At 64.2% G+C, this 24310-nt stretch carries 15 protein-coding genes and 1 pseudogene; 8 read left to right on the top strand and 8 right to left on the bottom strand.

Going from position 1 to position 24310, the window contains the following annotated elements:
• Positions 1-31 precede the first annotated feature (31 nt).
• Both AAFX91_RS17150 and AAFX91_RS17145 read left to right on the top strand, forming a co-directional pair.
• The gene (locus AAFX91_RS17150; RefSeq protein ID WP_130580967.1) at positions 32-1825 is read left to right on the top strand and encodes an adenylate/guanylate cyclase domain-containing protein; all 1794 of its coding nucleotides are present in this window, start codon (positions 32-34) and stop codon (positions 1823-1825) included.
• A gap of 176 nt (positions 1826-2001) precedes the next feature.
• Positions 2002-4770, top strand: coding sequence for a di-heme-cytochrome C peroxidase (locus tag AAFX91_RS17145; protein ID WP_394567212.1), 2769 nt, complete (start codon positions 2002-2004; stop codon positions 4768-4770).
• 21 nt (positions 4771-4791) lie between these two features.
• Here the strand turns inward: AAFX91_RS17145 and AAFX91_RS17140 are convergent, their stop codons facing one another.
• Positions 4792-5739, bottom strand: a complete 948-nt coding sequence (locus AAFX91_RS17140; protein WP_394567211.1) for an alpha/beta fold hydrolase — start codon at positions 5737-5739, stop codon at positions 4792-4794.
• 217 nt (positions 5740-5956) lie between these two features.
• On the opposite strand from AAFX91_RS17140, the gene AAFX91_RS17135 reads away from it, so the two are divergent.
• The gene (locus tag AAFX91_RS17135; protein WP_130580964.1) at positions 5957-6427 is read left to right on the top strand and encodes an Hsp20 family protein; all 471 of its coding nucleotides are present in this window, start codon (positions 5957-5959) and stop codon (positions 6425-6427) included.
• Between the two features lie 195 nt (positions 6428-6622).
• Here AAFX91_RS17135 and AAFX91_RS17130 read toward each other — a convergent pair whose 3' ends face one another.
• Positions 6623-7339, bottom strand: a complete 717-nt coding sequence (locus AAFX91_RS17130; protein WP_394567210.1) for a hypothetical protein — start codon at positions 7337-7339, stop codon at positions 6623-6625.
• A gap of 455 nt (positions 7340-7794) precedes the next feature.
• Here AAFX91_RS17130 and gltB point away from each other — a divergent pair, with 455 nt between their 5' ends.
• Positions 7795-12528, top strand: coding sequence for a glutamate synthase large subunit (gltB, locus tag AAFX91_RS17125; RefSeq protein ID WP_394567209.1), 4734 nt, complete (start codon positions 7795-7797; stop codon positions 12526-12528).
• A gap of 146 nt (positions 12529-12674) precedes the next feature.
• Complete coding sequence (locus AAFX91_RS17120) at positions 12675-14132, top strand: glutamate synthase subunit beta (protein ID WP_282528970.1); 1458 nt, start codon at positions 12675-12677, stop codon at positions 14130-14132.
• A 9-nt stretch (positions 14133-14141) separates the two neighbouring features.
• On the opposite strand, the gene AAFX91_RS17115 is transcribed toward AAFX91_RS17120, so the two are convergent.
• Positions 14142-15863, bottom strand: a complete 1722-nt coding sequence (locus AAFX91_RS17115; RefSeq protein WP_394567208.1) for an outer membrane beta-barrel protein — start codon at positions 15861-15863, stop codon at positions 14142-14144.
• Between the two features lie 204 nt (positions 15864-16067).
• Here AAFX91_RS17115 and AAFX91_RS17110 point away from each other — a divergent pair, with 204 nt between their 5' ends.
• The gene (locus AAFX91_RS17110; protein ID WP_282528968.1) at positions 16068-17081 is read left to right on the top strand and encodes an SIS domain-containing protein; all 1014 of its coding nucleotides are present in this window, start codon (positions 16068-16070) and stop codon (positions 17079-17081) included.
• A 65-nt stretch (positions 17082-17146) separates the two neighbouring features.
• Here the strand turns inward: AAFX91_RS17110 and AAFX91_RS17105 are convergent.
• A pseudogene (locus AAFX91_RS17105) lies at positions 17147-18685 on the bottom strand (IS1182 family transposase); the annotation flags it as partial.
• Between the two features lie 1091 nt (positions 18686-19776).
• The gene (locus AAFX91_RS17100) at positions 19777-20316 is read right to left on the bottom strand and encodes a carboxymuconolactone decarboxylase family protein (protein WP_394567207.1); all 540 of its coding nucleotides are present in this window, start codon (positions 20314-20316) and stop codon (positions 19777-19779) included.
• 74 nt (positions 20317-20390) lie between these two features.
• Between AAFX91_RS17100 and AAFX91_RS17095 the strand changes: the two genes are divergently transcribed.
• On the top strand, positions 20391-20729 hold the full coding sequence (locus AAFX91_RS17095; RefSeq protein ID WP_130578706.1) for a helix-turn-helix domain-containing protein: 339 nt from the start codon (positions 20391-20393) through the stop codon (positions 20727-20729).
• A gap of 63 nt (positions 20730-20792) precedes the next feature.
• On the opposite strand, the gene AAFX91_RS17090 is transcribed toward AAFX91_RS17095, so the two are convergent.
• From AAFX91_RS17090 to hemH, 3 genes are all read right to left on the bottom strand, one after another.
• Positions 20793-21239, bottom strand: a complete 447-nt coding sequence (locus AAFX91_RS17090) for an NfeD family protein (protein ID WP_394567206.1) — start codon at positions 21237-21239, stop codon at positions 20793-20795.
• Positions 21240-21280: 41 nt separating this feature from the next.
• Complete coding sequence (locus tag AAFX91_RS17085; protein WP_394567205.1) at positions 21281-22279, bottom strand: SPFH domain-containing protein; 999 nt, start codon at positions 22277-22279, stop codon at positions 21281-21283.
• A gap of 317 nt (positions 22280-22596) precedes the next feature.
• A complete protein-coding gene (gene hemH / locus AAFX91_RS17080) occupies positions 22597-23631 on the bottom strand; it encodes a ferrochelatase (protein WP_394567204.1) in 1035 nt (344 codons plus the stop codon).
• Positions 23632-23811: 180 nt separating this feature from the next.
• Between hemH and AAFX91_RS17075 the strand changes: the two genes are divergently transcribed.
• Positions 23812-24210 (top strand): MAPEG family protein, encoded by a 399-nt coding sequence (locus AAFX91_RS17075; RefSeq protein WP_130578710.1) that lies wholly within the window; start codon positions 23812-23814, stop codon positions 24208-24210.
• The last annotated feature ends 100 nt before the right edge of the window (positions 24211-24310 follow it).

Raw genomic sequence — 24310 nt, 5'->3', positions numbered from 1 at the left:
CATCGGCCGATTCCGGAGCATAGATACGGTTATGGAGAGACGGCTAGCTGCCATAGTCTGCGCCGATGTCGCCGGCTACTCGCGGATGATGGGGGCCGACGAGGCGGGCACGCATGCCGCCTTCAAAGCCCATCGTACCGCGATCCATCCGATCATCCTCAATCATGGCGGCCGTATCCTGAAGAACACCGGCGACGGCTTCCTGCTGGAGTTTCCCAGCATCGTCGGAGCGCTGGAGGCCGCCATCGAGATGCAGATGCTGATGGCGGAACGCAACAACCAGCTTCCGGCCGACCGCGTCATGCAGTTCCGGATGGGCATTCACATGGGCGATGTGATGGCCGACGAGGACGAATTGTTCGGCGATGACGTCAACATCGCCGTCCGGCTCGAGACGGTTTCCCCACCGGGCGGACTGGCCGCTTCGGCCAAGGCCTATCAGGAGGCCGGCAGGCACCTCAAAGCCACCCTGATCAACACCGGCAGCCATCGTTTCAAGAACATCGCGGACCCTGTCGAGGTCTTGACCTGGGAGCCGGGCGGCTCGGAGGCGCGTGGGCGTCAGGTGCGGGATTCGTCGGGCCTGCCAGGGCAGTCGCGGACAGCGATCGTCGGCGTGCTTCCCTTCGCCAATTTGAGCGACTCCAGCGACGAGTATTTTTCCGACGGATTGACCGAAGACCTGATCCACGCGCTCTCGCTGCAATCCTTCTATCGGGTGCTGAGCCGCAACTCGACATTCTCCTTCAAGGGCAAGAATGTGAGCACCCGCCTGATCGCCCGCGAGATCGACGCGACCTACCTGATCCAGGGCTCTGTGCGGCGTGCCGGCAGCAAGATCCGGGTGACCGCCGAGCTGATCGCGCCTGAGAACGGCGAGCAACTGTGGACCGGCCGCTATGACCGCGACATGGGCGATCTGTTCGCGATGCAGGACGAGATCACGACCAGTCTCTCTGCAGCGATCGCCACCGAGATATTCCGCGCGGAAGCTTCCGCGCCGGCCCGCCTTTCCAACGATGTCACCGCGTGGGATCGATTCCTGAAGGGCCTTTCCTACTATTACCGGCACACCAGGGAAGATTACGAGGCGTCCATTGCGCTGTTCAAGGAAGCGATCGCGCTCGATCCCGCGCTTTCGATCGCGCACGCCTATCTCGCCACGATCCAGGTGCAGAGCATCCAGTTTGGCTGGCTCAAGCGCACGCGCGAATTATGGACGTCGATCGTGAGTCTTGCGGAGGCCAGCGTTCGGCTCGACCCGCGCTCGTCCTTCGCCTTTCAGATCCTGTCCTATGTGCGTTCGGTCGAGGGGCACTACGAGGCTGCCCTGGATGCCGCGAACCGTGCCGTGGCGCTCAACCCATACGACATGGGCGCGCGCGGCGTGCTTGGATATGTTCACCTCGTGAGCGGTGAGCATCGCCAGGCGATCGAGCTGTTTTCGATGGGGGCGCAGCGCGGCAACAGCGACCCGCGCTATCAATGGGCGGCCTTGAACGCGTTCAGCCACTACCTCCTGGGACAATACGACGCGACCCTGTCCTGGGCGCGCGAGCAGCTCTACATCAATCCGAACCATATGCCGGCACTGGCGATCCGCGCCGCCGCGCTGGCCCAATTGGGACGGACCGAGGAGGCGGCGGACGCGACCGGCGTTTTGATGTCCAACTATCCGATTTTCACCGTCGATCGGCATTTGAAGAACTTCCATTGGAAGCAGCCGGCCGATATCGAACACTATCGTGAGGGACTTTTGAAAGCCGGCGTACCGCTCGCCCGGCTGACCCTTGTCGAAACCCGGAAGCTCGCCGCCGAGTCGTGAACGAGCGCGCAGCCAAGCGCAGCGCCCTCCGATCGTTCACCGACTTGAGGGATTCAGCCAAACCTCGCCACACGCTGTAGTCGTGTAACATTCGCGCGTATTCCGGATGTTAAGACTTCGTCCGCTTCTATCGGGCGATAGCTTTTCATGATTCGTTGCGTCCAGGATTTTGCGCCATGCACGACCTCCGCACCAAGAAGCCGGTCGCGCCGCTGATCGACGTTTCTCCGAACAATCCCTGCCCGTTCCTGCGTGCGCTGGTCGCGGAAGGATTTGTCGACGGCCATATCGCCCCCCTCTCGACGCTATCAAGGACGATCGGAGCGGCGAGCGGGAAGAAGGGGTTGAGCAATATCCGGGTGCGCATCGAGACTAGTCTCGTCGCGCTCGTGGCGAATGGCCTCAGTCCCTGGCGCCTGCTCAAGAGCTGGTGGTCCGGTGCCGAGCTGGATGCACTGCGCGACGGCCCGCTCGACAAGCACGGCGTCGGCTCGCGCATCCTTGACGCCCACGCCCATGTGCACGAGGACCAGATCGCGCGATTGGCCGAATTCGGCCAGGAGTGCAGAGATCCCGCTGGCGGCGTCGAACGCGGGCTCACGGCGTCCGAAATCACGACCTTCATGCACGCCAATTTCGAACGGGCGAAAGGCAACCGGCGCTGGTACGACCCGCTGTTGATGAAGGGCGAATGGCCCGTCCTGCTTCGCATCCTGGGCAAGGGCGAAGGCAAGGACCGCTACCTCAGCGTTGCGGAGGTGAGGACATTGTTCGTCGATCGCCGGCTGCCCGAGCGGATCGTCGAGCGCATCGAGTCCCTGCCGCAAGTCGCCCCCGGCAGGCGCACGCTTCGCGTCATCGGCAGCGCAGCGGCCGTGGTGATCGCGCTTCTGGTTGCGCTTACCCAATTCCCGGATCGCGTCAGGGCCGTGCTGCCCGACAAGCTCGCGCAATTGCTGCCGCCTCCACTGCCGGACGCGCCAGCGACCAAAGCCGCCTACTGGCTCGACCAGAATTGGTCGCTTGAGGACCGATACTGGTTCCACCACGTCAGCCAGGGCACCGCGACATTCCCGGTGCCCTACGCCTGGTTCGCCGCGCTGGAGCAGCCGTACCTGCGTCTGTTCAGCGCGCCCGGACTGATGAAGGAGAGCGCCTATCTCGAGCGCTTCGGCTTTATTCCGAGCCCCCAGACCATCCATACCGACGACACCACGCTGCGCCGCTTCGGTTATGCAAGCATCTTCGAGACGACACCTGCGCCGGCATCTTCAGGGTTGTGGAAGACAGCGGTCGAGAATGTCGACGGCTTCCCGGTCGGCTTCGCGCGGATGACCGGCGTTGTCGATCCGGCGACGGGCCGTCGCGAGGACGACAAGATCGGGCTGACCTGCGCGGCCTGTCACACCGGACAGCTTCACTACAAGGGCGTGGCCGTGCGCTTCGACGGCGGCCCGGCCATGACCGATCTGAAGAAGCTCGAACTCGCGACCGGCCTGTCCATTGCCTATACCTTGTATGTGCCGTTCCGTTTCAAGCGCTTCGCGGATCGCGTGCTCGGGCGCGACGCAAGCGATGCAGACCGCAGCGCGCTCAAGCAAAAGCTGGCGGCGATCGGAAAATTCCTGCTCGACTGGCAAAACACCTATGACAAGACCATCGCCGGCAAGACGACCGAGGACGGCAAGCAGCAGAAGGATACCGAGGAAGGGTTCGGCCGCCTCGACGCGCTCAACCGCATCGGCAACCAGGTCTTCTCGCAGAACCTGGCCATCAACGGCCTCACCGGCTTCGAAAAGAACCTCCACGCCCAGGACGCGCCGGTCAGCTACCCGCCGATCTGGACCGTGCCGTGGCTCAAATATGCCCAATACGACGCCTCGATCGAGCAGCCGCTGATCCGCAATGCCGGCGAGGCGTTAGGCGTGACCGCGCTGATCAACATGTCGCCCGAGTATCCCGCAGACACGCTGTTCCGCTCGTCGGTGGAAGTGCAGAATCTGCTGTGGATCGAATCGATGCTGCGCGGTCCCGATCCCTTCAGCCAGACGCCACAGCGCTTTGGCGGTTTGGCCGCGCCCAAATGGCCGTCGCAGCTCTTCGACGATCAGGCCTGGAAGCTCAAGCCCGACCGCGTCGCCAAGGGCCGCGAGCTGTACGCCGAGATCTGCGTCGAATGCCATCTCGGTCCGGTCAATGATCCCGTGTTCGACGCTCAATTTCCAGACAAGAGCTTCTGGTCGTCGCCGCGCTGGGACCGTACCGGCGAGAGCCCGGTGCTCGATCCCGTCCAGAAAAAGGCGGATGACATGGGAACGGACCCGGCGCAGGCCAATGTCCTGACCATGCGAACCGTTCAGGTCCCCGGCTTCCTCGGCATCGACCCGACGCGCGACCTCACGAAGTGGTGGGAATGTCCTGACCTTCAGCCGACCTCTACCACCGAGATGTCCTACGCCCTCGCCTTGATGGTGACGGTGGATCTGGTCAGCCGGAAATGGATGGACGAGCGGCATATCCCGCCGGCGCAGCAGAAGAAGCTCTGGGGCGACCGAAAGAACTGCCCCAACCCTTCGCCGGCGCCGCGCTATCGCGCGCGCCCGCTCAACGGCGCCTGGGCCACGGCGCCCTACCTGCATAACGGCTCCGTCCCCTCGCTCGACTGGCTGCTCCGGCCCGCCGCCGAGCGCCCGAGGAAGTTCTGCATGGGCGCACGTGATTTCGATCCGGAGCATGTCGGCTTCGACGTGAAGGGCGACGAGACGTCGTGCAAGAATGGCCAGACGCTGTTCTCGGCGACTGATCGCGACGGAAACGACATCCACGGCAACAGCGTGGCCGGCCACTCGTTCGAGGGAGCCGCGCCGTATCCGAAGGGCATCATCGGCCGCGCGCTCGACAAGAACGAACGCGAAGCCCTGATCGAATATCTGAAGACCTTGTAGCCGATCGAGGAAATGCGCGCGTCAGCCGAACAGCGGCGTGCCCGGCACGAAGGCGTCGAACGCCGCCCAGAACTGCGCGCGGTAGCGGTCCTGCTCCTGCAGGATCTCGTGCTTGGAGCCGGCGATCACGAGGTGCGAGCCGGCGCGCAAGTGATAGGCGAACTCCTCGATCGCTGAAGTCGACACCACGGTGTCGTTGCTCGCCGCCAGCATCAGGATCGGCTGGCGGATCTGCGACGGATAGTAATATTCGCGGAACGTACGCATCGCCTTGAAGGCGGTGTCGGCCCAGGCAATCGTTGGCGCACCGAGGCCGAGCGTGGGGTCTTCTTCCAGGACCGCAGCATTGCGCGCAAAGCGGACGGGATCGCTGGTGAGGGGATTGTTGATGAAAGGCGAAAGCCCGACCAGTTCGTCGCTGCCGCCCGGTACGTAACGTCCGCCCTGGCCGGCGAGCCGCATGATCCGCAGCAGCGCGGTCGGGATGAATGAAGTGCGGCGTCCCGGCAGGTCGATCATCGGTGCCGACAGCACCATGCGATCGAACCAGCGTTTTCCCGCATGCGCGAGGCGCAGCATCACGGCCCCGCCCATCGAATGCGCCAGCGCGAAATAGGGCGGCGGACAATCCGGCAGCACCACCTGCTGCACGAAGGTTTCAACGTCGATCTCGTAATCGGCAAAGCTGCGCACATAGCCTTTGCGCGGATCGCGCAACCGCCGCGAGGAATGGCCCTGCCCGCGCCAATCGATCATCGCCACCGCAAAGCCGCGGTCGCGCAGATCGCGCACGGTCTCGAAATACTTTTCGATCATCTCGCTGCGGCCGGTGAACACGCAGACCGTTCCCTTGCGGCCCGGCGGCGGCGCCCAGCGCGCAAAACGCAATTCGGCGCCATCAGGCGTCTTGATGGTGCCGCTGACGACGTCTTCCGGAATCGGATTGGCTGGAATGGAGACGAGCGTCATGAAGGGGAACCGCTAGGTGAGGGACGGCGGGAATCAAGGCGTGAGCGCCAAAAAGCGACGATATTTCCGCCTCTTGAACAACTGATAGCCCCACCCATATCATTTTCGTGCAGGCCGCTACCAGTGTTTCGGAATTGGAACATCAGGCTGCACACAGACTAAAGCCCGGCCCGGTGGCGGGCGGGTAATCGAATCAGTCGCTCATTGGAGGACTATCATGCGTACCTACGATCTGACCCCGTTCTATCGTTCCACTGTTGGCTTCGACCGTTTTTTCAACCTGCTCGACCAGGCGACTTCGGACGGCAGCCCCGGCTATCCCCCCTATAACATCGAGCGCACCGGCGAGAACGCCTACCGCATCAGCGTTGCGGTTTCCGGCTTCTCCGAGGGTGAGCTTTCGATCGTCGCGAAGGAGAACACGCTGACGATCAAGGGCGAGAAGATCGCCAACGAGAACGGCAAGGACAATTCCAACGTTCTCTATCGCGGCATCGCCTCTCGGGCCTTCGAGCGCGTGTTCCAGCTCGCCGACTTCGTACAGGTGAAGAGCGCTTCGCTTGAGAACGGCCTGCTCCACGTCGACCTCGTTCGCGAGATCCCCGAGGCCAAGAAACCGCGCAGCATTCCGATCACGACCGGCTCCGCCGCGCCGCAGGTCGCCGACGGATCCAAGGCCGCCGCCTAATCGCGGCAGCAGCTTCGGCAGATATTGGCCGAGCGCAAAACGCCCCGGGAAACCGGGGCGTTTTTGTTTCCCCTCGGTCATTCCGGGATGCGCCGCAAGGCGCAGGCCCGGAATCCATTCATCCACAGGGCAAGCGGCGAAATGGATTCCGGGTTCGATGCGCACGCATCGCCCCGGAATGACAAGGAACACCTGCTACTCCAATCCCTGCACCTGCGGCATTTCCTGGGTCGGCAAAATGTTCGGCGCGGCGGGCGGAGCCGGCTTCGCCTCGCCGACGGTCGGAGCGGCAGCCGGCGGAACGGCCTGCTGCGGCTCCGCGGCCTTCTGCTGCACCGCGGCCGATTGCTGGGCCGGTTCCGGCGCGCGCTTTGCTGCCAGCGGGTTCGGCCTTGGCTTCGGCACGGTCCGGCTCGCCACATGCGGAATGGGTGCCGGCGGCCGTGGCACGCTGCTGCGAACAGGGGTTGCCGGCGGCAACGGTCCGGCGGGGCCATAGGCGCCGCTCAGATCACCTCGGTAATCGTCATCCATCCCGTCGGCCGGAATGAAGCGGATGATGCGTCCGCTGCGCGCGTCGATCACCAGCCTGCCGTCGCTCCCGCCAGGCTCGATCACCGCGATCGTGTAGACCAGCCCGCGTTGCCGCGGGATGCCGAGCGGCAGGAACCCGTTTTCGCGCAGCACGGCGTAGACTTCGATCGGCGGCAGCAGCCCCGGTCCCGGTCCGTAGGCCGGCCCATAACGCGGCGCCGGCACTTCCGGCGGCATCGCCGCATACGGGCCGTCGGAATCGGACACGGTCACGATCGACGGATTTCCGACGTGATTGGGCGCCAGCAACTGCGCATTGGCGGTCGGGGCCGAGAGAACGAGCCCCGCAGACAAGACCCATCCCGTAAACAGCTTCATCACCGGTAGCTCCTGTAAGACGCTGGGCGTGGAGCATTTTTGCTCTCTGGTGCCCGCAGGAAACTTCATCGGCAATTCCGGCGGTCCTTGGGCCGGATCACGGCGCGTTTGCTTCAAATCGGGGGCGGCCCTCCCGCCGCGCTCCACGCAAAACTACATGCGGACGAGGACTCTCATGCGCTTGTGTGATAGAAAAAAATTTGGCAAGGTCGGAGTTAGGACAGTATAGCTGTCTTAATCGCGGGGCAGTCCCGGCATAGGGATTGCAACGGAAACTCGGCCCTTCGGGCTCCGAGAATGCTGCGGGCAAGGCCGTTCCTCAGGGACGTTGAACGCTCCTCGCCTGATTTAGGACATTGCGGCTCGCGGAGGACGAGCGGTGGCCCGATGGGTGCCGCAACGCCCAAGGTGCGCCAACGACCATGAGGCCCTTTAGCCTTAATTTGAGAGGAAACATGAGCGGGTCGGAATTCGAGCGCGAAACCATCGTGACAGAAACGCTGTCGGCGACCGCAGCCTCGAAAGCGGACGAACCGGCGCGCGAACACGATTGGCGTCCCAAAGCCGAAGGCATGTACGACCCGAGCCTGGAGAAGGATGCCTGCGGCGTCGGCTTCATCGCCAACATCAAGGGCAAGCCCTCGCACCAGATCGTCTCCGACGCGCTGAACATCCTCTGCAACCTCGAGCACCGCGGCGCCGTCGGCGCCGATCCGCGCGCCGGCGACGGCGCCGGCATCCTGGTGCAGATCCCGCACGCTTTCTTCGCGCGCAAGGCGGCCGAGCTTGGCTTCAAGCTGCCGCAGCCGGGCGACTATGCAATCGGCGCGCTGTTCCTGCCGCGCGACGCCGCCTGGCGCAACGTCATCAAGAGCATCATCGCCGACGAGATCAAGAACGAGGGCTTCAAGCTGCTCGGCTGGCGCGACGTGCCGACCGACAACTCCTCCCTCGGCGTCACCGTGAGGCCGACCGAACCCTATCACCTGCAGGTGTTCATCGGCCGCAATGGCGTCGGCAAGACCGAGGACGAGTTCGAGCGCCGGCTCTACATCCTGCGCAAGTCGATCTCGCAGGCGATCTATCAGCGCCGCGATCGCGGCATGGCCGGCTACTACCCGGTCTCATTCTCGTGCCGCACGGTGATCTATAAGGGCATGTTCCTGGCCGATCAGCTCGGCAAGTATTATCCCGACCTGCACGAGGACGACTTCGCGAGCGCGCTGGCGCTGGTGCACCAGCGCTTCTCGACCAACACTTTCCCGGCCTGGTCGCTGGCGCATCCCTATCGCATGATCGCGCATAACGGCGAGATCAACACGCTGCGCGGCAACGTCAACTGGATGGCGGCGCGGCAGGCTTCCGTGCATTCGGAGCTCTACGGCAAGGACATCAGCCGTCTGTGGCCGATTTCCTATGAAGGCCAGAGCGACACCGCCTGCTTCGACAACGCGCTAGAATTCCTGGTGCAGGGCGGCTACTCGCTGCCGCACGCGGTGATGATGATGATTCCGGAAGCGTGGGCCGGCAATCCCTTGATGGATGAAGAGCGCCGCGCCTTCTACGAATATCATGCCGCGATGATGGAGCCGTGGGACGGCCCGGCCGCGATCGCGTTCACCGACGGCCGCAAGATCGGCGCGACCTTGGATCGTAACGGGCTCCGCCCGGCACGCTATCTGGTGACAAAAGACGACCGCATCGTGATGGCGTCCGAAATGGGCGTGCTGAAGATCCCGGAGGATCAGATCGTCACCAAGTGGCGGCTGCAGCCGGGCAAGATGCTGCTCGTCGATCTCGAGCAGGGCCGACTCATTCCCGACGACGAGATCAAGGCCGATCTGGCCAAGAGCCATCCCTATCGCGACTGGCTGGCCCGCACCCAGATGCAGCTCGAAGAGTTGCCGGATGCGCCGACCAAGAGCGTGCGTTCGAACCTGCCGCTGCTCGACCGCCAGCAGGCATTCGGCTACTCGCAGGAAGACATCAACATCCTGATGACGCCGATGGCGGCGACCGGCGAGGAAGCCGCGGGCTCGATGGGCAATGACACGCCGATCTCGGCGCTGTCGGACAAGCCGAAGCCGCTGTTCACCTACTTCAAGCAGAACTTCGCGCAGGTGACGAACCCGCCGATCGACCCGATCCGCGAGGAGCTCGTGATGAGCCTCGTCTCGATCATCGGGCCGCGGCCGAACCTGTTCGACCTGCAGGGGCTCGCCTCCACCAAGCGCCTCGAAGTGCGCCAGCCGATCCTGACCGATGCGGATCTAGAGAAGATCCGCTCGATCTCCGACGTCGCCGAGACGCATTTCAAGTCGCGCACGCTGGACACCACCTTCCACGCCGGCTTCGGCGCGGCCGGCATGGAGCAGGTGCTGGATGAGCTCTGCGCGCGTGCCGAAGGCGCGGTGCGTGAAGGCATCAACATCATCATCCTGTCCGACCGCATGACCGGCACCGACCGGATCCCGATCCCCGCGCTGCTCGCCTGCGCCGCCGTGCATCATCATTTGATCCGCACCGGCTTGCGCACCTCGGTCGGCCTCGTGGTCGAATCCGGCGAGCCGCGCGAAGTGCACCATTTCGCCTGCCTCGCCGGTTACGGCGCAGAGGCGATCAACCCCTATCTCGCGTTCGAGACCATCATCGCGATGAAGGGCCGCCTGCCGGGCGGGCTCGACGACAAGGAGATCGTCAAGCGCTACATCAAGTCGATCGGCAAGGGTCTCCTCAAGGTGATGTCCAAGATGGGCATCTCGACCTACCAGTCCTATTGCGGCGCGCAGATCTTCGACGCCGTCGGGCTGAAGGCCGATTTCGTCGGTAAGTATTTTGCCGGCACGCACACCCGCATCGAGGGCGTGGGGCTGGGTGAGATCGCCGAGGAAACCGCGCGGCGGCATGGCGATGCGTTTGGCGATGCGCAGGTCTACAAGACCGCGCTCGATGTCGGCGGCGAGTACGCCTACCGCACCCGCGGCGAGGATCACGCCTGGACCGCCGAGTCGGTCTCGGCGCTGCAGCACGCCGTGCGTGGCAACTCGCTCGAGCGCTATCGCGCCTTCGCCAAGATCCTGAACGAGCAGCAGGAGCGGCTCTTGACGCTGCGCGGCCTGTTCCGGATCAAGACCGCGGCGGAAGAAAAGCGCAAGCCGGTGAAGCTCGAAGAGGTCGAGCCGGCCAAGGAGATCGTTAAGCGCTTCTCCACGGGCGCAATGTCGTTCGGCTCGATCTCACGCGAGGCGCACACCACGCTCGCGATCGCGATGAACCGGATCGGCGGCAAGTCCAACACCGGCGAAGGCGGCGAGGAATCCGATCGCTTCAAGCCGCTGCCGAATGGCGATTCCATGCGCTCGGCGATCAAGCAGGTCGCCTCGGGCCGCTTCGGCGTGACGACGGAATATCTCGTCAACTCCGACATGATGCAGATCAAGATGGCGCAGGGCGCCAAGCCCGGCGAAGGCGGTCAGTTGCCCGGCCACAAGGTCGACGCGACGATCGCCCGCGTCCGCCATTCGACGCCCGGCGTCGGCCTGATCTCGCCGCCGCCGCATCACGACATCTATTCGATCGAGGATCTGGCGCAGCTCATCTATGACCTGAAGAACGTCAATCCGGACGGTGACGTGTCGGTCAAGCTCGTCTCCGAGATCGGCGTCGGCACGGTTGCCGCCGGTGTCGCGAAGGCGCGCGCCGACCACGTGACGATCGCAGGCTTCGAAGGTGGCACCGGCGCCTCGCCGCTGACCTCGATCAAGCATGCCGGCAGCCCGTGGGAGATCGGGCTCGCCGAAACCCACCAGACGCTGGTGCGCGAGCGGCTGCGCAGCCGCATCTCGGTGCAGGTCGACGGCGGCTTCCGCACCGGGCGCGACGTCGTGATCGGCGCGCTGCTCGGGGCCGACGAGTTCGGCTTCGCCACGGCACCCTTGATCGCGGCCGGCTGCATCATGATGCGCAAGTGCCATCTCAACACCTGCCCGGTCGGCGTCGCGACCCAGGACCCGGTCCTGCGCAAGCGCTTCACCGGCCAGCCCGAGCACGTGATCAACTACTTCTTCTTCGTTGCCGAGGAAGTGCGCGAGATCATGGCTTTGCTCGGCTACAGGAAGTTCGACGAGATGGTCGGCCAGACCCAGATGCTCGACCAGACCTCGCTGGTCGCGCATTGGAAGGCCAAGGGGCTCGATTTCTCGCGGCTGTTCGTGCGGCAGAAGGAAGAGAAGGGCCAGAAGATCTACCGCTCGGAAGCCCAGAACCATCATCTGGAAGCCGTGCTCGACCGTCGCCTGATCGAGAAGGCCCGTGCCGCGCTCGACCGTGGCGCGCCTGTCAGGATCGAGGAGGAGATCAACAACACCGACCGTTCCGCCGGCGCGATGCTGTCGGGCCAGGTGGCGAAGATCTACGGCCACGAAGGACTGCCGCTCGACACCATCCATGTCAGCCTCAAGGGCACCGCGGGCCAGGCGTTCGGCGCGTGGCTTGCCAGGGGCGTCACCTTCGAGCTCGAAGGTGAAGGCAACGACTATGTCGGCAAGGGCCTTTCCGGCGGACGCCTCATCGTCAAGCCGCCGAAGATCTCCGGCATCGTACCGGAGGAGTCGATCATCGTCGGCAACACCGTGATGTACGGCGCGATCGCGGGCGAATGCTACTTCCACGGCATCGCCGGCGAGCGCTTCGCTGTGCGCAACTCGGGCGCGGTCGCTGTCGTCGAGGGCGCCGGCGATCATTGCTGCGAATACATGACCGGCGGCATCGTCGTGGTGCTCGGCAAGACCGGCCGGAACTTCGCGGCGGGCATGTCAGGCGGTATCGCTTATGTCCTGGACGAGGCCGGCGACTTCCCGAAACTGTGCAACCTCTCGATGGTCGAGCTGGAACCGGTGCTGTCGGAAGAGATGATCAACGCCGCCACCTACCACCATGCCGGCGATCTCGAGGCGCATGGGCAGGTCGACGTGTTCCAGAACCTGCTTGATTCCGATGTCGAACGGCTCCATGTGCTGATCACGCGGCACGCCAAGCTGACCGGCTCGAGGAAAGCCGCCGAGATCCTGGCGGACTGGAAGACGTGGCTGCCGAAGTTCCGCAAGGTGATGCCGGTCGAGTACCGTCGCGCACTGAAGGAAATGAAGGCGAACGCCGACGCCGAGCCGAAAATCGCGATCGGAGCGTAATCACGGAAGGTTATAAGACCGCCATTGCGAGCGCGGCGAAGCAATCCATAAACTCGGTCCGCGGACAGGTGGATTGCGTCGTCGCTATCGCTCCTCGCAATGACGAACGAAACAAGACGAACCAGGGTGCAGGGGCCTCAGGCTTAATGGGAAAGATCACAGGTTTCCTCGAGATCGAGCGGCACGACCGCAAGTACACGCCGGTCACCGAGCGGCTGAAGCATTTCCACGAGTTCGTCATTCCGCTCAGCGAGAAGGACCTCCGCGATCAGGCCGCGCGCTGCATGAACTGCGGCATTCCCTATTGCCACGGCACCGGATCGGTTGCGCCGGGCACGCCCGGCTGCCCGGTCAACAACCAGATCCCCGACTGGAACGATCTCGTCTATCAGGGCAACTGGGAAGAAGCCTCGCGCAACCTGCATTCGACCAACAACTTCCCTGAATTCACCGGCCGTATCTGTCCGGCGCCGTGCGAGGCTTCCTGCACGCTCAACATCGACGACAACCCGGTCACCATCAAGACCATCGAATGCGCGATCGTCGATCGCGCCTGGGACAATGGCTGGCTCAAGCCGGAGATCCCGGCCGAGAAGACCGGCAAGAAGGTCGCGGTGATCGGCGCCGGCCCGGCGGGCATGGCCTGCGCGCAGCAGCTCGCACGCGCCGGGCACGACGTGCATGTCTATGAGAAGTATGCCAAGGCCGGCGGCCTCCTTCGCTACGGCATTCCCGACTTCAAGATGGAGAAGGACATCATCGACCGCCGCGTCACGCAGATGGAGGCCGAGGGCGTCACCTTCCATTACGGTGCCCAGGTCGGCGGCGACGCCCCCGGCGCGATCGATCCGAGCGATCTGCAGAGCCAGTATGACGCGATCGCCCTGACCGGTGGCGCGGAAGCCCCGCGCGATCTGCCCATCCCCGGCCGCGACCTCGACGGCATCCATTTCGCGATGGACTTCCTGCCACAGCAGAACCGCCGCGTCTCCGGTGAGCAGCTCAACGGCGTGACCGACATCCTCGCCAAGGACAAGCATGTGGTGGTGATCGGCGGCGGCGACACCGGCTCCGACTGCATCGGCACCTCGCTGCGCCAGGGCGCCAAGTCCGTGACCCAGCTCGAGATCATGACGGCGCCGCCCGAGCGCGAGAACAAGGGCGTGACCTGGCCGAACTGGCCGTTGAAGATGCGGATCTCGTCGAGCCAGGCCGAAGGCGCGATCCGCGAATACGCCGTGCTGACCCAGAAATTCGAGGGCACTGGCGGCAAGGTGAAGAAGCTGCACTGCATCAAGGTCGACGACAAGTTCAAGCCGGTGCCCGGCACCGAGTTCGAACTCGACGCCGAGCTGGTGCTGCTGGCGATGGGCTTCGTGCATCCCGTACACGATGGCCTGTTGAAGCAGCTCTCGGTCGAGCTCGACCAGCGCGGCAACGTCCGCGCCAATACGAGCGACTACCAGACCTCGCTGCCCAACGTCTTCTCCGCCGGCGACATGCGCCGCGGCCAGTCGCTGGTGGTCTGGGCCATCCGCGAAGGCCGCCTCTGCGCCCGCGCGATCGACACGTTCCTGATGGGCAAGACGGATCTGCCGCGATAAGGGCGCCGCCTAGTTCTGCACCCTGACGCCCAGCAGCATGACCGTCGACTGCGAGCTCGATCCCGGCGAGCTCGAGTCCAGTATGTCGTGGCGGACGGTGCCCTTGATCCAGAGGCTGCGGGTCATCTTGTAGATGAGATCGCCTGACAGCGAGTAGATCTTGTCCAGGCGGTTGTCGCCCTGATAGTCGAGCGTGCCGTAGGTGAACCTGCCGATCGCGGTCAGCCAGCGGCGAAAGTCGTGATCGACCTCGACGGTGTAGGTGCGCGCCAGCACGCCTGATGTGCCCGGCAGCGTGGTCTCGGCGAGCTGGGTGTCGGAGTAGAATTTCGCCGTCGTCAGCGGCGTCGCGGTCCAGGTCAGCGATGCCGTGGTGAGCAGGCCGTCCAGCCGGTTCAGCCGCGGATCCTGATAGTTGCGCACGGCGTAGCCGATCGAGACTTCGCCGAACAACAGCCGCGAGAACTCGAAGGACGAGCCGGCCTTTGCATAGCCGCCCGCGGAATCGCGCGCGAAGCCTGAGCGGTCGAGCCGCAGATCATGGACGCGGCTGTCGCCCTGGATTTCCACGAACGGCTTCACCGCGGGGTTGACTTCGTAGCTGACGCGCGCGACGCCGCCATACTGGCTGAAGTTGCGGTCGTCGTTCGAACTGAACGAGCCGTCGGTGAGCCTGGACCATTGGTAATCGGTGCGGTCGACGGTGGCGCCGGCGGAGACCTGCAGACGGTTGAAATTCTGATCGACGCCGAAGGTGCCGCCGAGCGTGGTGTAGATCGGATATCTGGCGAGGCCGGCCGGCACGTTCGGGCTGCCGGGGATGTCGGTGGAGACGAGCAGCCGCGCCTGGCCCAGCAGCCTTGTGTCACGGGTGACGTCGAGCCGACCATCGATATGGCCGATGAAGTTGGGGCGATCGATATCGAGCGGCGCGGAGAGCGCTGTGCCGTCGGCATTCGGCGTCAGGTTTTGGGTGTAGCCGGTGAAGGAGCCGCGCAGGTCCGCGACCAGCGCGTGGCGCTCCCAGTTGGACACCGCCAGGAATTCCGGGGCGATCACGTATGTCGGCGAGCCCTGCTGCACCGACAGCCGGCCGGGATTGGTTTCATAGCCGGCGCTGAGTTCGACCGCGGACTTGATCAGGAAGCTGCCGGCATAGTCGCCGACCGCGCCGAACGGATCGTCGTCGATCCTGAGCCGCTTGCGCGGCGGCTGGCCCACCACATTGCCAGCCATCGCCGGCGGCACCGGCGGCTTGTTGGCGGTGTCCGAGGGCGGGATCGATAGGCGCAACTGTCCGGCCAAATTCCTCGGCGGTGGCGCGGGTGGCGGCGTCCCGGGGCCGGGCGGCGGTTTCGGCCTCGCCTGCGCCGGATAGTATTTCGGCTGCTGGCGCTTGCGGTTGAGCGAGTCATAGCCGGAGGTCGAGGCGCCGTTCGCAGCCGGCAGGCCGTAAGACGGCACCTGGCCAATGCGCGACGGCGCGCGGCCATCGCGATCCCGGTCACGCAATCGTGGATCGTTGAGCGGATCGGCCAGCTCAGCCGCGGTCCTGCGCAGGGGCGAATCAGGCGGCGCTACCTGAGTAGTGCGCGACGGGCTGAACAGATCGGGCGTGACCGTCTGGGCCTGCGCGAGGGGGCCGTTCAGCGCGAGCGCGGCAAGGCACACAACAGGCGCGCGCAAATAGCGCGCGCGCCCAGCCCGGCCCCTTGCTCGCCCTCGTCCCACGATAGAAATACCTCAACAAATTCCTTGACTTACACGGCAAACGCGGAACGGGGCCGAGAACGTCCTTAATGGAGTTAAAACAATTATGGTTAATGGCTCGTTGAGAGCGGCTGGCTGCGTCGCCTCCCGCGGCCGGCCGTGCTAAGGGAGGCGCTCTGGGCGCACCGCCCCTCCTCCCTGGAAACAGACTCTCTGGAAAGAGACATGGCCAAGCCCAAACCGCTGATGCCGAAATCGTCGGACACCGAGCCCGCTGATGCCGCCGTGCAATCGGCGCTGCGGACGCTGGAGGCGGAAGCAAGCGGTGTCGCCGCGATCGACGCCGCGCTGCGGTCCGACCTCGGCGCGCCCTTTGCCGCTGCGGCGGAGATGATCCGCAACGCCAAGGGACGGCTGATCGTCACCGGGCTCGGCAAGTCGGGCCATATCGGCCGCAAGGTCGCGGCGACCTTTGCCTCCACCGGCACGCCGGCATTCTTCGTCCATGCCGCCGAAGCGAGCCATGGCGACCTCGGCATGATCACCGCCGACGACGTCATCCTGGCGCTGTCATGGTCCGGCGAGCAGCCGGAGATGAAGAACCTGATCTCTTACGCCGCGCGCTTCGGCATTCCCGTGATCGCGATGACAGCGGAAAAGGGCTCGAGCCTGAGCAAGGCCGCCGATATCGCGCTGACGCTGCCGAAGGCGCGCGAGGCCTGTCCGCACAATCTGGCGCCGACCACCTCCTCGCTGATGATGCTGGCGCTCGGCGATGCGCTGGCGATCGCGCTCCTGGAAGGCCGTGGCTTCACCTCGACCGATTTCAGCGTGCTGCATCCCGGCGGCAAGCTGGGGGCGATGCTGAAATATACCCGCGATCTCATGCATGCCGGCGAGGCCGTGCCGCTGAAGCCGCTCGGCACCAGGATGTCGGACGCGCTGGTCGAGATGACCTCGAAGGGTTTCGGGTGCGTCGGCATCGTCGACCGCCGCAGCCATCTCGTCGGCATCGTCACCGACGGCGACCTCCGCCGCCACATGCGTTCCGACCTGATGACCGCCGTCGTCGACGACGTCATGACCAAGAATCCGAAGACCATCGGCCGCGACACGCTGGCCGGCGAAGCGCTGGAATTGCTGAACGCCTCGAAGGTCACCGCGCTGATCGTCGTCGACGCCGGCAAGCCGGTCGGCATCGTGCATTTCCACGACTTCCTGCGCGCGGGCGTAGCGTAGGCTCGCATGGGAGCGTGTAGGATGGGTAGAGCGCAGAGACTGGGTAAGAATTTTTTCCGCCCGGATTACAGGGCCCAGGCGAATGCCGGGCGGATTTTGGCTCGGAGACGCGGCCTGCGGGTTTGGAGCCGGTCGACGATGACGGCGAGGACGGTGACAAGCAAGATCGTCCAGTTTGGACGGCGCTTGGCCAGATAGGCCAAGAACCGATCCAGGCCGAGGATGCTGAGCACGCGAGTGAGGTTGTAGCAGAGCGCCATCAGGCTCCATTCGCCGCGGACCTTGTCGAAGCCGCGGACGAGGAAGTGGCGGTAGCCGGCCCGGCATTTGAGGGTGCCGAAGGGGTGTTCGGCGAGTTCGGCCCGGCGGCGCATCTGAGCTTCGGCGTCCGTCATCCGCGCACGATGCCGTTCGAGGACGGCTTCATGCTCCCAGCGATAGACGGTGCGCGTCGGCGTCTTCGCGGAGAGGCAGCGCGCACGCAACGCGCAGGCGTCGCAATCGGCCTTGCGGCTGACATGCCTGATCTCGCTGCGGCCGCCGTTGATCTTGCGGCCCTCCGTTGGGCTCAGGAGCTTGCCGGCGGGACAGCGATAGACATTTGCTGCGGCTTCATAGGCGAACTCTTCATGGCTCATGCGGTCTTGCGCTTGCAGCCTCGCGGTGCGCTTGGCTTGCGGAACGTAAGCCACGATCCCATCCTCCTCGCAGGCCTTGAGCGCGTTGCCGTTGTAATAGCCGGTGTCGGCCAGCGCCGTTAACGTCTCGACGCCGAGTGCGTGCTTCGCGGCCTTGGCCATCTCGTGAAGCTGGCCGGTGTCGTTGCCGTCATTGACGACCTCGCTTGCCACGATCAGCTTATGTTTGTCATCGACGGCGATCTGGACGTTGTAGCCCGCCACCACTTGACCGTTCTTCGACAACAGCCGGGCATCGGCATCCGTTTGCGACAGCTGCCTCTCGCCGCTCTCTTCCAGCCGCGCCAGATCGGCCTGCACGTTTGCTCGCTTGGCCATCAAGGCCGCGACCTTTTGCGTGACGTCCTCGCCGTCGCCTCCCCCACCATCCCGTCCCGCGGGCGCAGGCGCCGCCTCCGCGCGATCGTTGGCCTCAAGCGTGGCGCCATAGGCCTCGATCTCCCGGTCAATCTCCGCGAGCCGCTTGGCGAGCGTGCGCTGCGTCTTGATACTCGCCTTGCTGGCGTTGCCGTCAAAAAACGCGCCGTCGATCGCCACAACTTCACCGCCCACCAGGCCAAGTTCGCGCACCACAAGCACAAACTCCCGGTTCGCAGCCCTAAGCGCCTTCCAGTTGTCCTTGCGGAACTTGGCAATGGTGCGATAGCCGGGCACCAGCCGCTTCAGCAGCCAGATCAGTTCAAGATTGCGGCCGGCTTCCCGCTCAAGGCTGCGCGACGACCGGATCCGGTTCGTGTAGCCATAAAGATAAAGCTTCAAAAGGTCGGCCGGATCGTAAGGAGGCTGCCCAGCCCCGCCGCCTGACCCGTCGTGGCGGAAGCCAAGCTTCTCAAGGTCCAGCGCATCGACAAACGCCTCGATCACTCGAACCGGATTGTCACGCTCCACATAATCTTCAACACGCGGCGGAAGAAACTCGGCTGATCCCGGCTAACGCCGGCCTTGAACCTATGATTCGGCATAACCGAATCGTACACGCATCGGCCTATCAGCCAAGATTCTTGCCCAGTCTCGAAGCGCAACCCATCGCGATGAAGCAAGCGGCGCGAATGATGCGCTCTACCCATCCTACGACTGTCAGACCCTCGCCCTTCGAGACGACCGCTACGCGGTCTCCTCAAGGTGAGGAGATAGGCTGTAGGGTGGGCAAAGCGAAGCGTGCCCACCATCCAACGCCGTGCTCATGGTGGTGGGCACGCTTCGCTTTACCCACCCTACGGCGTAGTCGCGACTTATGATTCAATTGTCAAACAGCGGAGCGGATGTGCGTTCGCATTCTCGCGGCGCGTTGCGCCCGAGCTTTGCGTCACTTTCCACCCTCCTCGATAGCAGAGGGCGCAGGGAAAGCCGGGTGCCGGTTGCACCCATGGGTCCCGTGCAACAAAAAGCACGGGGGTAGGACCACAGGTTCAACCGAAGCATTCCGGCTTTCCCTGCGCGATGGTGTTACGGCTTATTTCGTGCTCTCCCCGGTGACCGGGCTTTCTTGCCACCGTCACCCTTAGGGATGTTTCCATCCCCCAGGACTTAGCGCCAGCGTCGGGGCGCCAGGACCACACGACTTCGCCGTCCACGCGCGCCACGCTCGTCAGTCGTGACACCCGCGTCCACCGCATCTCACCGCAACGTTCGTGACGATCGCGACCCGCCCCTCATCTTGGGTAAGACGCGCGGAGTTAAATCACTGATTTGCCCGACGGGTTAAGCGATTTATTTTCGCGTGACGATCTGGACAGACTTTCGGTGATTTGCCCGTCGGGTTGTTATGTCGCACCCAAAGCATCCACATCGTCATTGCGAGCCAACAGGGCGCGCGTTCGCGCGACCCGTTGGCTCGCAATGACGGGGACAGTCATTCCGGGGCGATGCGAAGCATCGAGCCCGGAATCCATTACTCCGCGACACTCGTGGCCCGATGGATTCCGGGCTCGCGCCAAGGGGCGCGCCCCGGAATGACGAAGGGTGGTGACACCGTCTTGTCCGCAACGACGCCGTCGTTATTGCGGAAACCGCGCGGCCTTCGCCTCCAGCGGCAACGACAGGCCGTTCGCGATGTAGGAGACCGTGCGATAGAAGCCGCAGAGCAGCATGATCTCCAGTATCTTTGCGTCATCATAATGCGCCGACAGCGCCGCGAATTCGGCGTCGCTCAGCGTTGCGCGGTGATGCAGCGCGTCGACGGCGGCGATCAGCGCCTGCTCGGCCGGCGACCAGCAGGGATCATCGGCCTCGCCGTGCACGGTGGCGCGGACCTGCGGTTCGGTCAGCGATGCGGCGTCGGCGAAGGTTGCGATATGGACGCCCCATTCATATTCGCAGCCGGTCAGCGCGCAGGTGCGGTCGATGACGATCTCGCGCTCCCGCAAGCTCAGTGGACCGCGATCCAAGAGGCTGCCGGCGGTGAATTTCTGCCAGGCGCGGTCCTGGCTTGCGATCACACGAAACAACAGAAGCGGCGGCGCGCCGCGCATGATGCGGTCGAACTGCTCCTTCAGTTCGACCGCATAGGGCGGCTCGAGCGGGGCGATCCGTGACATGGCCGGCTCCTCTGCTACAATAAACGTAGCAACACGCTACAATATCTGTAGCAAGACGCAAGCAGGAAACAGCGATGCCGAAGTCCCCCTCAGTCGCCGGAAAGCGCTCGGTCCGCGGCTCCCGAACCGGCCGGCCGATCATGGCGCTGCTCGACCTGTTGGGCCGGCGCTGGACCTTGCGGATCATCTGGGAATTGCGTGACGGCGCCCTCACCTCACGCGCCTTGCGCGAGGTCTGCGACCAGGCGTCCCCGACCATCCTGCAGACACGGCTGACCGAATTGCGCGAGGCCGGATTTGTCGAACTCGCTTCGGGCGAAGGGTACACTCTCACTGCGCTCGGACGAGAGCTGTTCGAAACTTTCCTGCCGCTGCACCGCTTCGCCGAGCAGTGGACCAAGCGCCAAGGGTGAATCGACGGTCAGTGCCGCACGCTCGGAAACATCCCCTCCGAAGGGAGAGGTGAAGAGACCGAGCTACGCCACCGCCACCGTCAGGCTGGCGCCGTCGGCGCGGATCACCTTGACGCGGCTGCCGGCCGGCGCGTCGGGGCCGGCGACGCGCCAGATCGTGTCATCGATCCGCACCGTGCCTGAGCCGTCGATGATCGGCTTCTCCAGCGTGAACTCGCGGCCGATCAGGGCTTCGGTGCGCCGGTTGAGGAACGGGCTGCTCGCGCTTGCCGAGGTCCCGCTCTTGGCAAAGTGCCGCCATGCCGGCACAGCGGCGACCGCGAACGCGGCGAACATCAGGAACTGGGTCTGCCAAACCGGATTGATGACGAACGACACCAGCCCGACCAGGAGCGCTGACAGCCCGAGCCAGAACAGGAATACGCCGGGCGCCGCCAACTCCAGCGCCATCAGGATGAAGCCGAAGATCAGCCAGTTCCAGGTACCCAATGTCGAAAACATCTCGGTCATGACACGATCTCTAATTCCGCAGGCGCAATGCTAGCACGCCCTCATCGCTGCGGCGCGACCGGGGACGGGGTTCGCCCAGTCGGCGGCACCGAGGAGCGGCGCGCGGCGGCGGCTGCCGAAGCTGTGCTTTCACCGAAGGTGGCGCGTGCGATCTCGCCGATGCCGGCAAGCGAGCCCAGCACGCTCGTTGCCTCGATCGGCAGCATCACGATCTTCTGGTTCGGCGAATCAGCCAATTGCCCGAACGCCTTGATGTACTTGTCGGCGATGAAATAGTTGAGTGCGGCAACGTCGCCCCTGGCGATCGCTTCGGACACCATCTGCGTTGCCTTCGCCTCAGCCTCCGCCAAGCGCTCACGCGCTTCGGCGTCGCGGAAGGCGGCTTCGCGGCGGCCTTCGGCCTGCAGGATCTGTCCCTGCTTGGCGCCCTCGGCGCGCAGGATTTCCGATTGCCGCTGGCCTTCCGCTTGCAGGATGTCGGCGCGCTTGACGCGCTCGGCCTTCATCTGCCGGCCCATCGCCTCCACGAGGTCCGCCGGCGGTACGATGTCCTTGATCTCGATGCGGTTGACCTTGACGCCCCAGGGCGAGACCGCGGCGTCGACGACGCGCAAGAGCCGCTCGTTGATCTCGTCGCGATGCGACAGCACCTGGTCGAGGTCCATCGAACCCATCACCGAGCGGATGTTGGTCATCGTCAGCACCGTGATCGCCTGATGCAAATTGGCGACCTCGTAGCTCGCCTTCGCGGCGTCGAACACCTGGAAGAAGGCAACGCCATCAGCGGTGACGGTGGCGTTGTCCTTGGTGATCACCTCCTGCTCCGGGATTTCGATCACCTGCTCCATCATGTTTATCTTGCGCCCGATGCGATCGAAATAGGGCACGATGAGATTGAGGCCGGGGAGCAACGTGCGGGTGTATTTGCCAAAGCGTTCGATGGTCCAGCCGTAGCCTTGCGGAACGGTTTTCACACCGGCGAACAGCGTGACGATAACAAGCAGAACAAGGGCGATGGCGAAAATGTCGAAACCACTCATAAAGTCCTCCAAGACCGGCGAAAGCCGGCGCGGCCCTGCATTTGGTCTGCAAAACCGCGGCACCGGTTCAGCCGGCTGTTGGTTGACACATAGTTAAGGAGCGGTTCGCGAGGCTGCCAGATATAGCCTGTGAACGTAAATGATGTGTGGGCCCGTCACGCGGATGCGCGTTTCCGTAGCCCGGGCGGAGCGAACGCGTAACCCGGGACATCTACATCCGCGTTTGCGACTGGCCCCGGGTTGCGTGGAGCCTGTCATCGGGCGCGCGTTCGCGCGACCCGTTGGCTCCACCCGGACTACGGGGCTACGGGCCGACGTCAGATCCAGCCCTGAAGTTCGCGCAGCACGAGCTGGCGGATCACGTCCATGCCAGGCTCGCTGTCGTTCAGGCAGGGAATCGCGGCAAACTGCTCGCCGCCATTTTGCATAAAGATGTGGGCGTTCTCCTGCGCGATCTCTTCCAACGTCTCCAGGCAGTCGGCGGAGAAACCGGGGGTGACGACGGCAATTCGCCGCACGCCGTCCTTGGCGAGCTTTTCGACGGTCTTGTCGGTATAGGGCTGCAGCCACACATCGTTGCCGAAGCGCGACTGGAAGGTGAGCATCAGCCGGGAGGCATCGAGCCCTAGGCGATTGCGCAGGCTTTCCGTCGTTGCGACGCACTGGGAGAAATAAGGATCGCCCTGGTCGACATATTTCTGCGGCATGCCGTGGAAGGACGCCAGGATCAATTCCGGCTCGAACGGCAGCGTCGCCAGATGCGCGTTGATCGACACCGCCAGCGCATCGATATAGACGGGATCGTCATAGTACGGCGAGGACACCCGCATGGTCGGCTGCGCGCGCAAACTTGAGAGCACCCGGAACGCTTCGTCGCAGACGGTCGCCGATGTCGCGGCGGAATATTGCGGATAGAGCGGCACCACCAACAGCCGGTTGCAGCCCCGCGCCGTCAGGGCCTCGATCCCCGCCCGGATCGAGGGATTGCCATAGCGCATCGCCCAATCGACCACGACATCGTCTTCCCCGATCGCCGCCGCAAGCTTCTCGGCCTGCGAGCGTGTGATCGTCTTCAGCGGCGACTCGTCCTTCTCGGTATTCCAGATCTTGCGGTAGTCGAGCGCCTTGGTGCGCGGCCGCGTGCGCAGGATGATGCCGTTGAGGATCAGCTTCCACAGCAGCCCCTGATCCTCGATCACGCGCGGGTCGGAGAGGAATTCCCTCAAATATACCCGCACGCCCGGGGCGTCGGCGGTGTCGGGCGTGCCGAGGTTGACCAGCAGCACGCCGATGCGATCCGGCTGGGCTTGCGCTGCCGGCATCGCGTTTCCGATTGGGACGGCCACGGTCATGACCGCCGTGGCTTCGCGCGTTGCCCCATTCTTGTCAAGACAACCGAGCGTTAGATCCTGATCCGAAATCGGATCAGGATCTAATCTCTCTGTTTGAGCATGATCTTTTCGGAAAACCGGTTTCCACTTTTCCGGATCATGCTCTCTAGCTAGGCTCTCGGCGCAATGCGGGGAGAAACCATGACGGTTGCCGAATGGTGCGTGTTCGGAACGCTGATGCTGTATTTGTTGACGATCGCAGCCGCCAAGTGGACCGCGAGCGGCCGTTTCGACAATTCCAACCCGCGCGATCCCGCTTTCTACGACGACCCGATCCGGGCCCGCGCGCTCGGCGCCCACCAGAACGGGATCGAGGCGTTTCCGTTCTTTGCCTTCGCGGTGCTGCTCGCTGAATTCCGCGTGGGACCCTTGCGGCTGATCGATGAACTCGCGGTGCTGTTCCTGATCGTGCGGATCGCCTACGTCTTCACCTATCTCGGCAACCGCCCGACCCTGCGCTCGATCCTCTGGACCATCGGCTTCACGATCAATGTCGCGATCTTCTTCCTGCCGATGATAAGGGGGTATTTGAGGGTCTGAGTTCTCCCTCTCCCCGTTCTTACGCTGTCCGATTCACACATCGCGGAGCGCCAGACTGGTACCAAATTTGATGCGCTGGAAGGCTTCGAGCCCCAGGCGC

The organism is Bradyrhizobium sp. 31Argb, from assembly GCF_043638955.1.
In the GTDB taxonomy this organism is placed as follows: Bacteria; Pseudomonadota; Alphaproteobacteria; order Rhizobiales; family Xanthobacteraceae; genus Bradyrhizobium.
The sequence above is the reverse complement of the archived record's forward strand: the minus strand, read 5'-3'. Positions and strand labels throughout refer to the sequence as shown.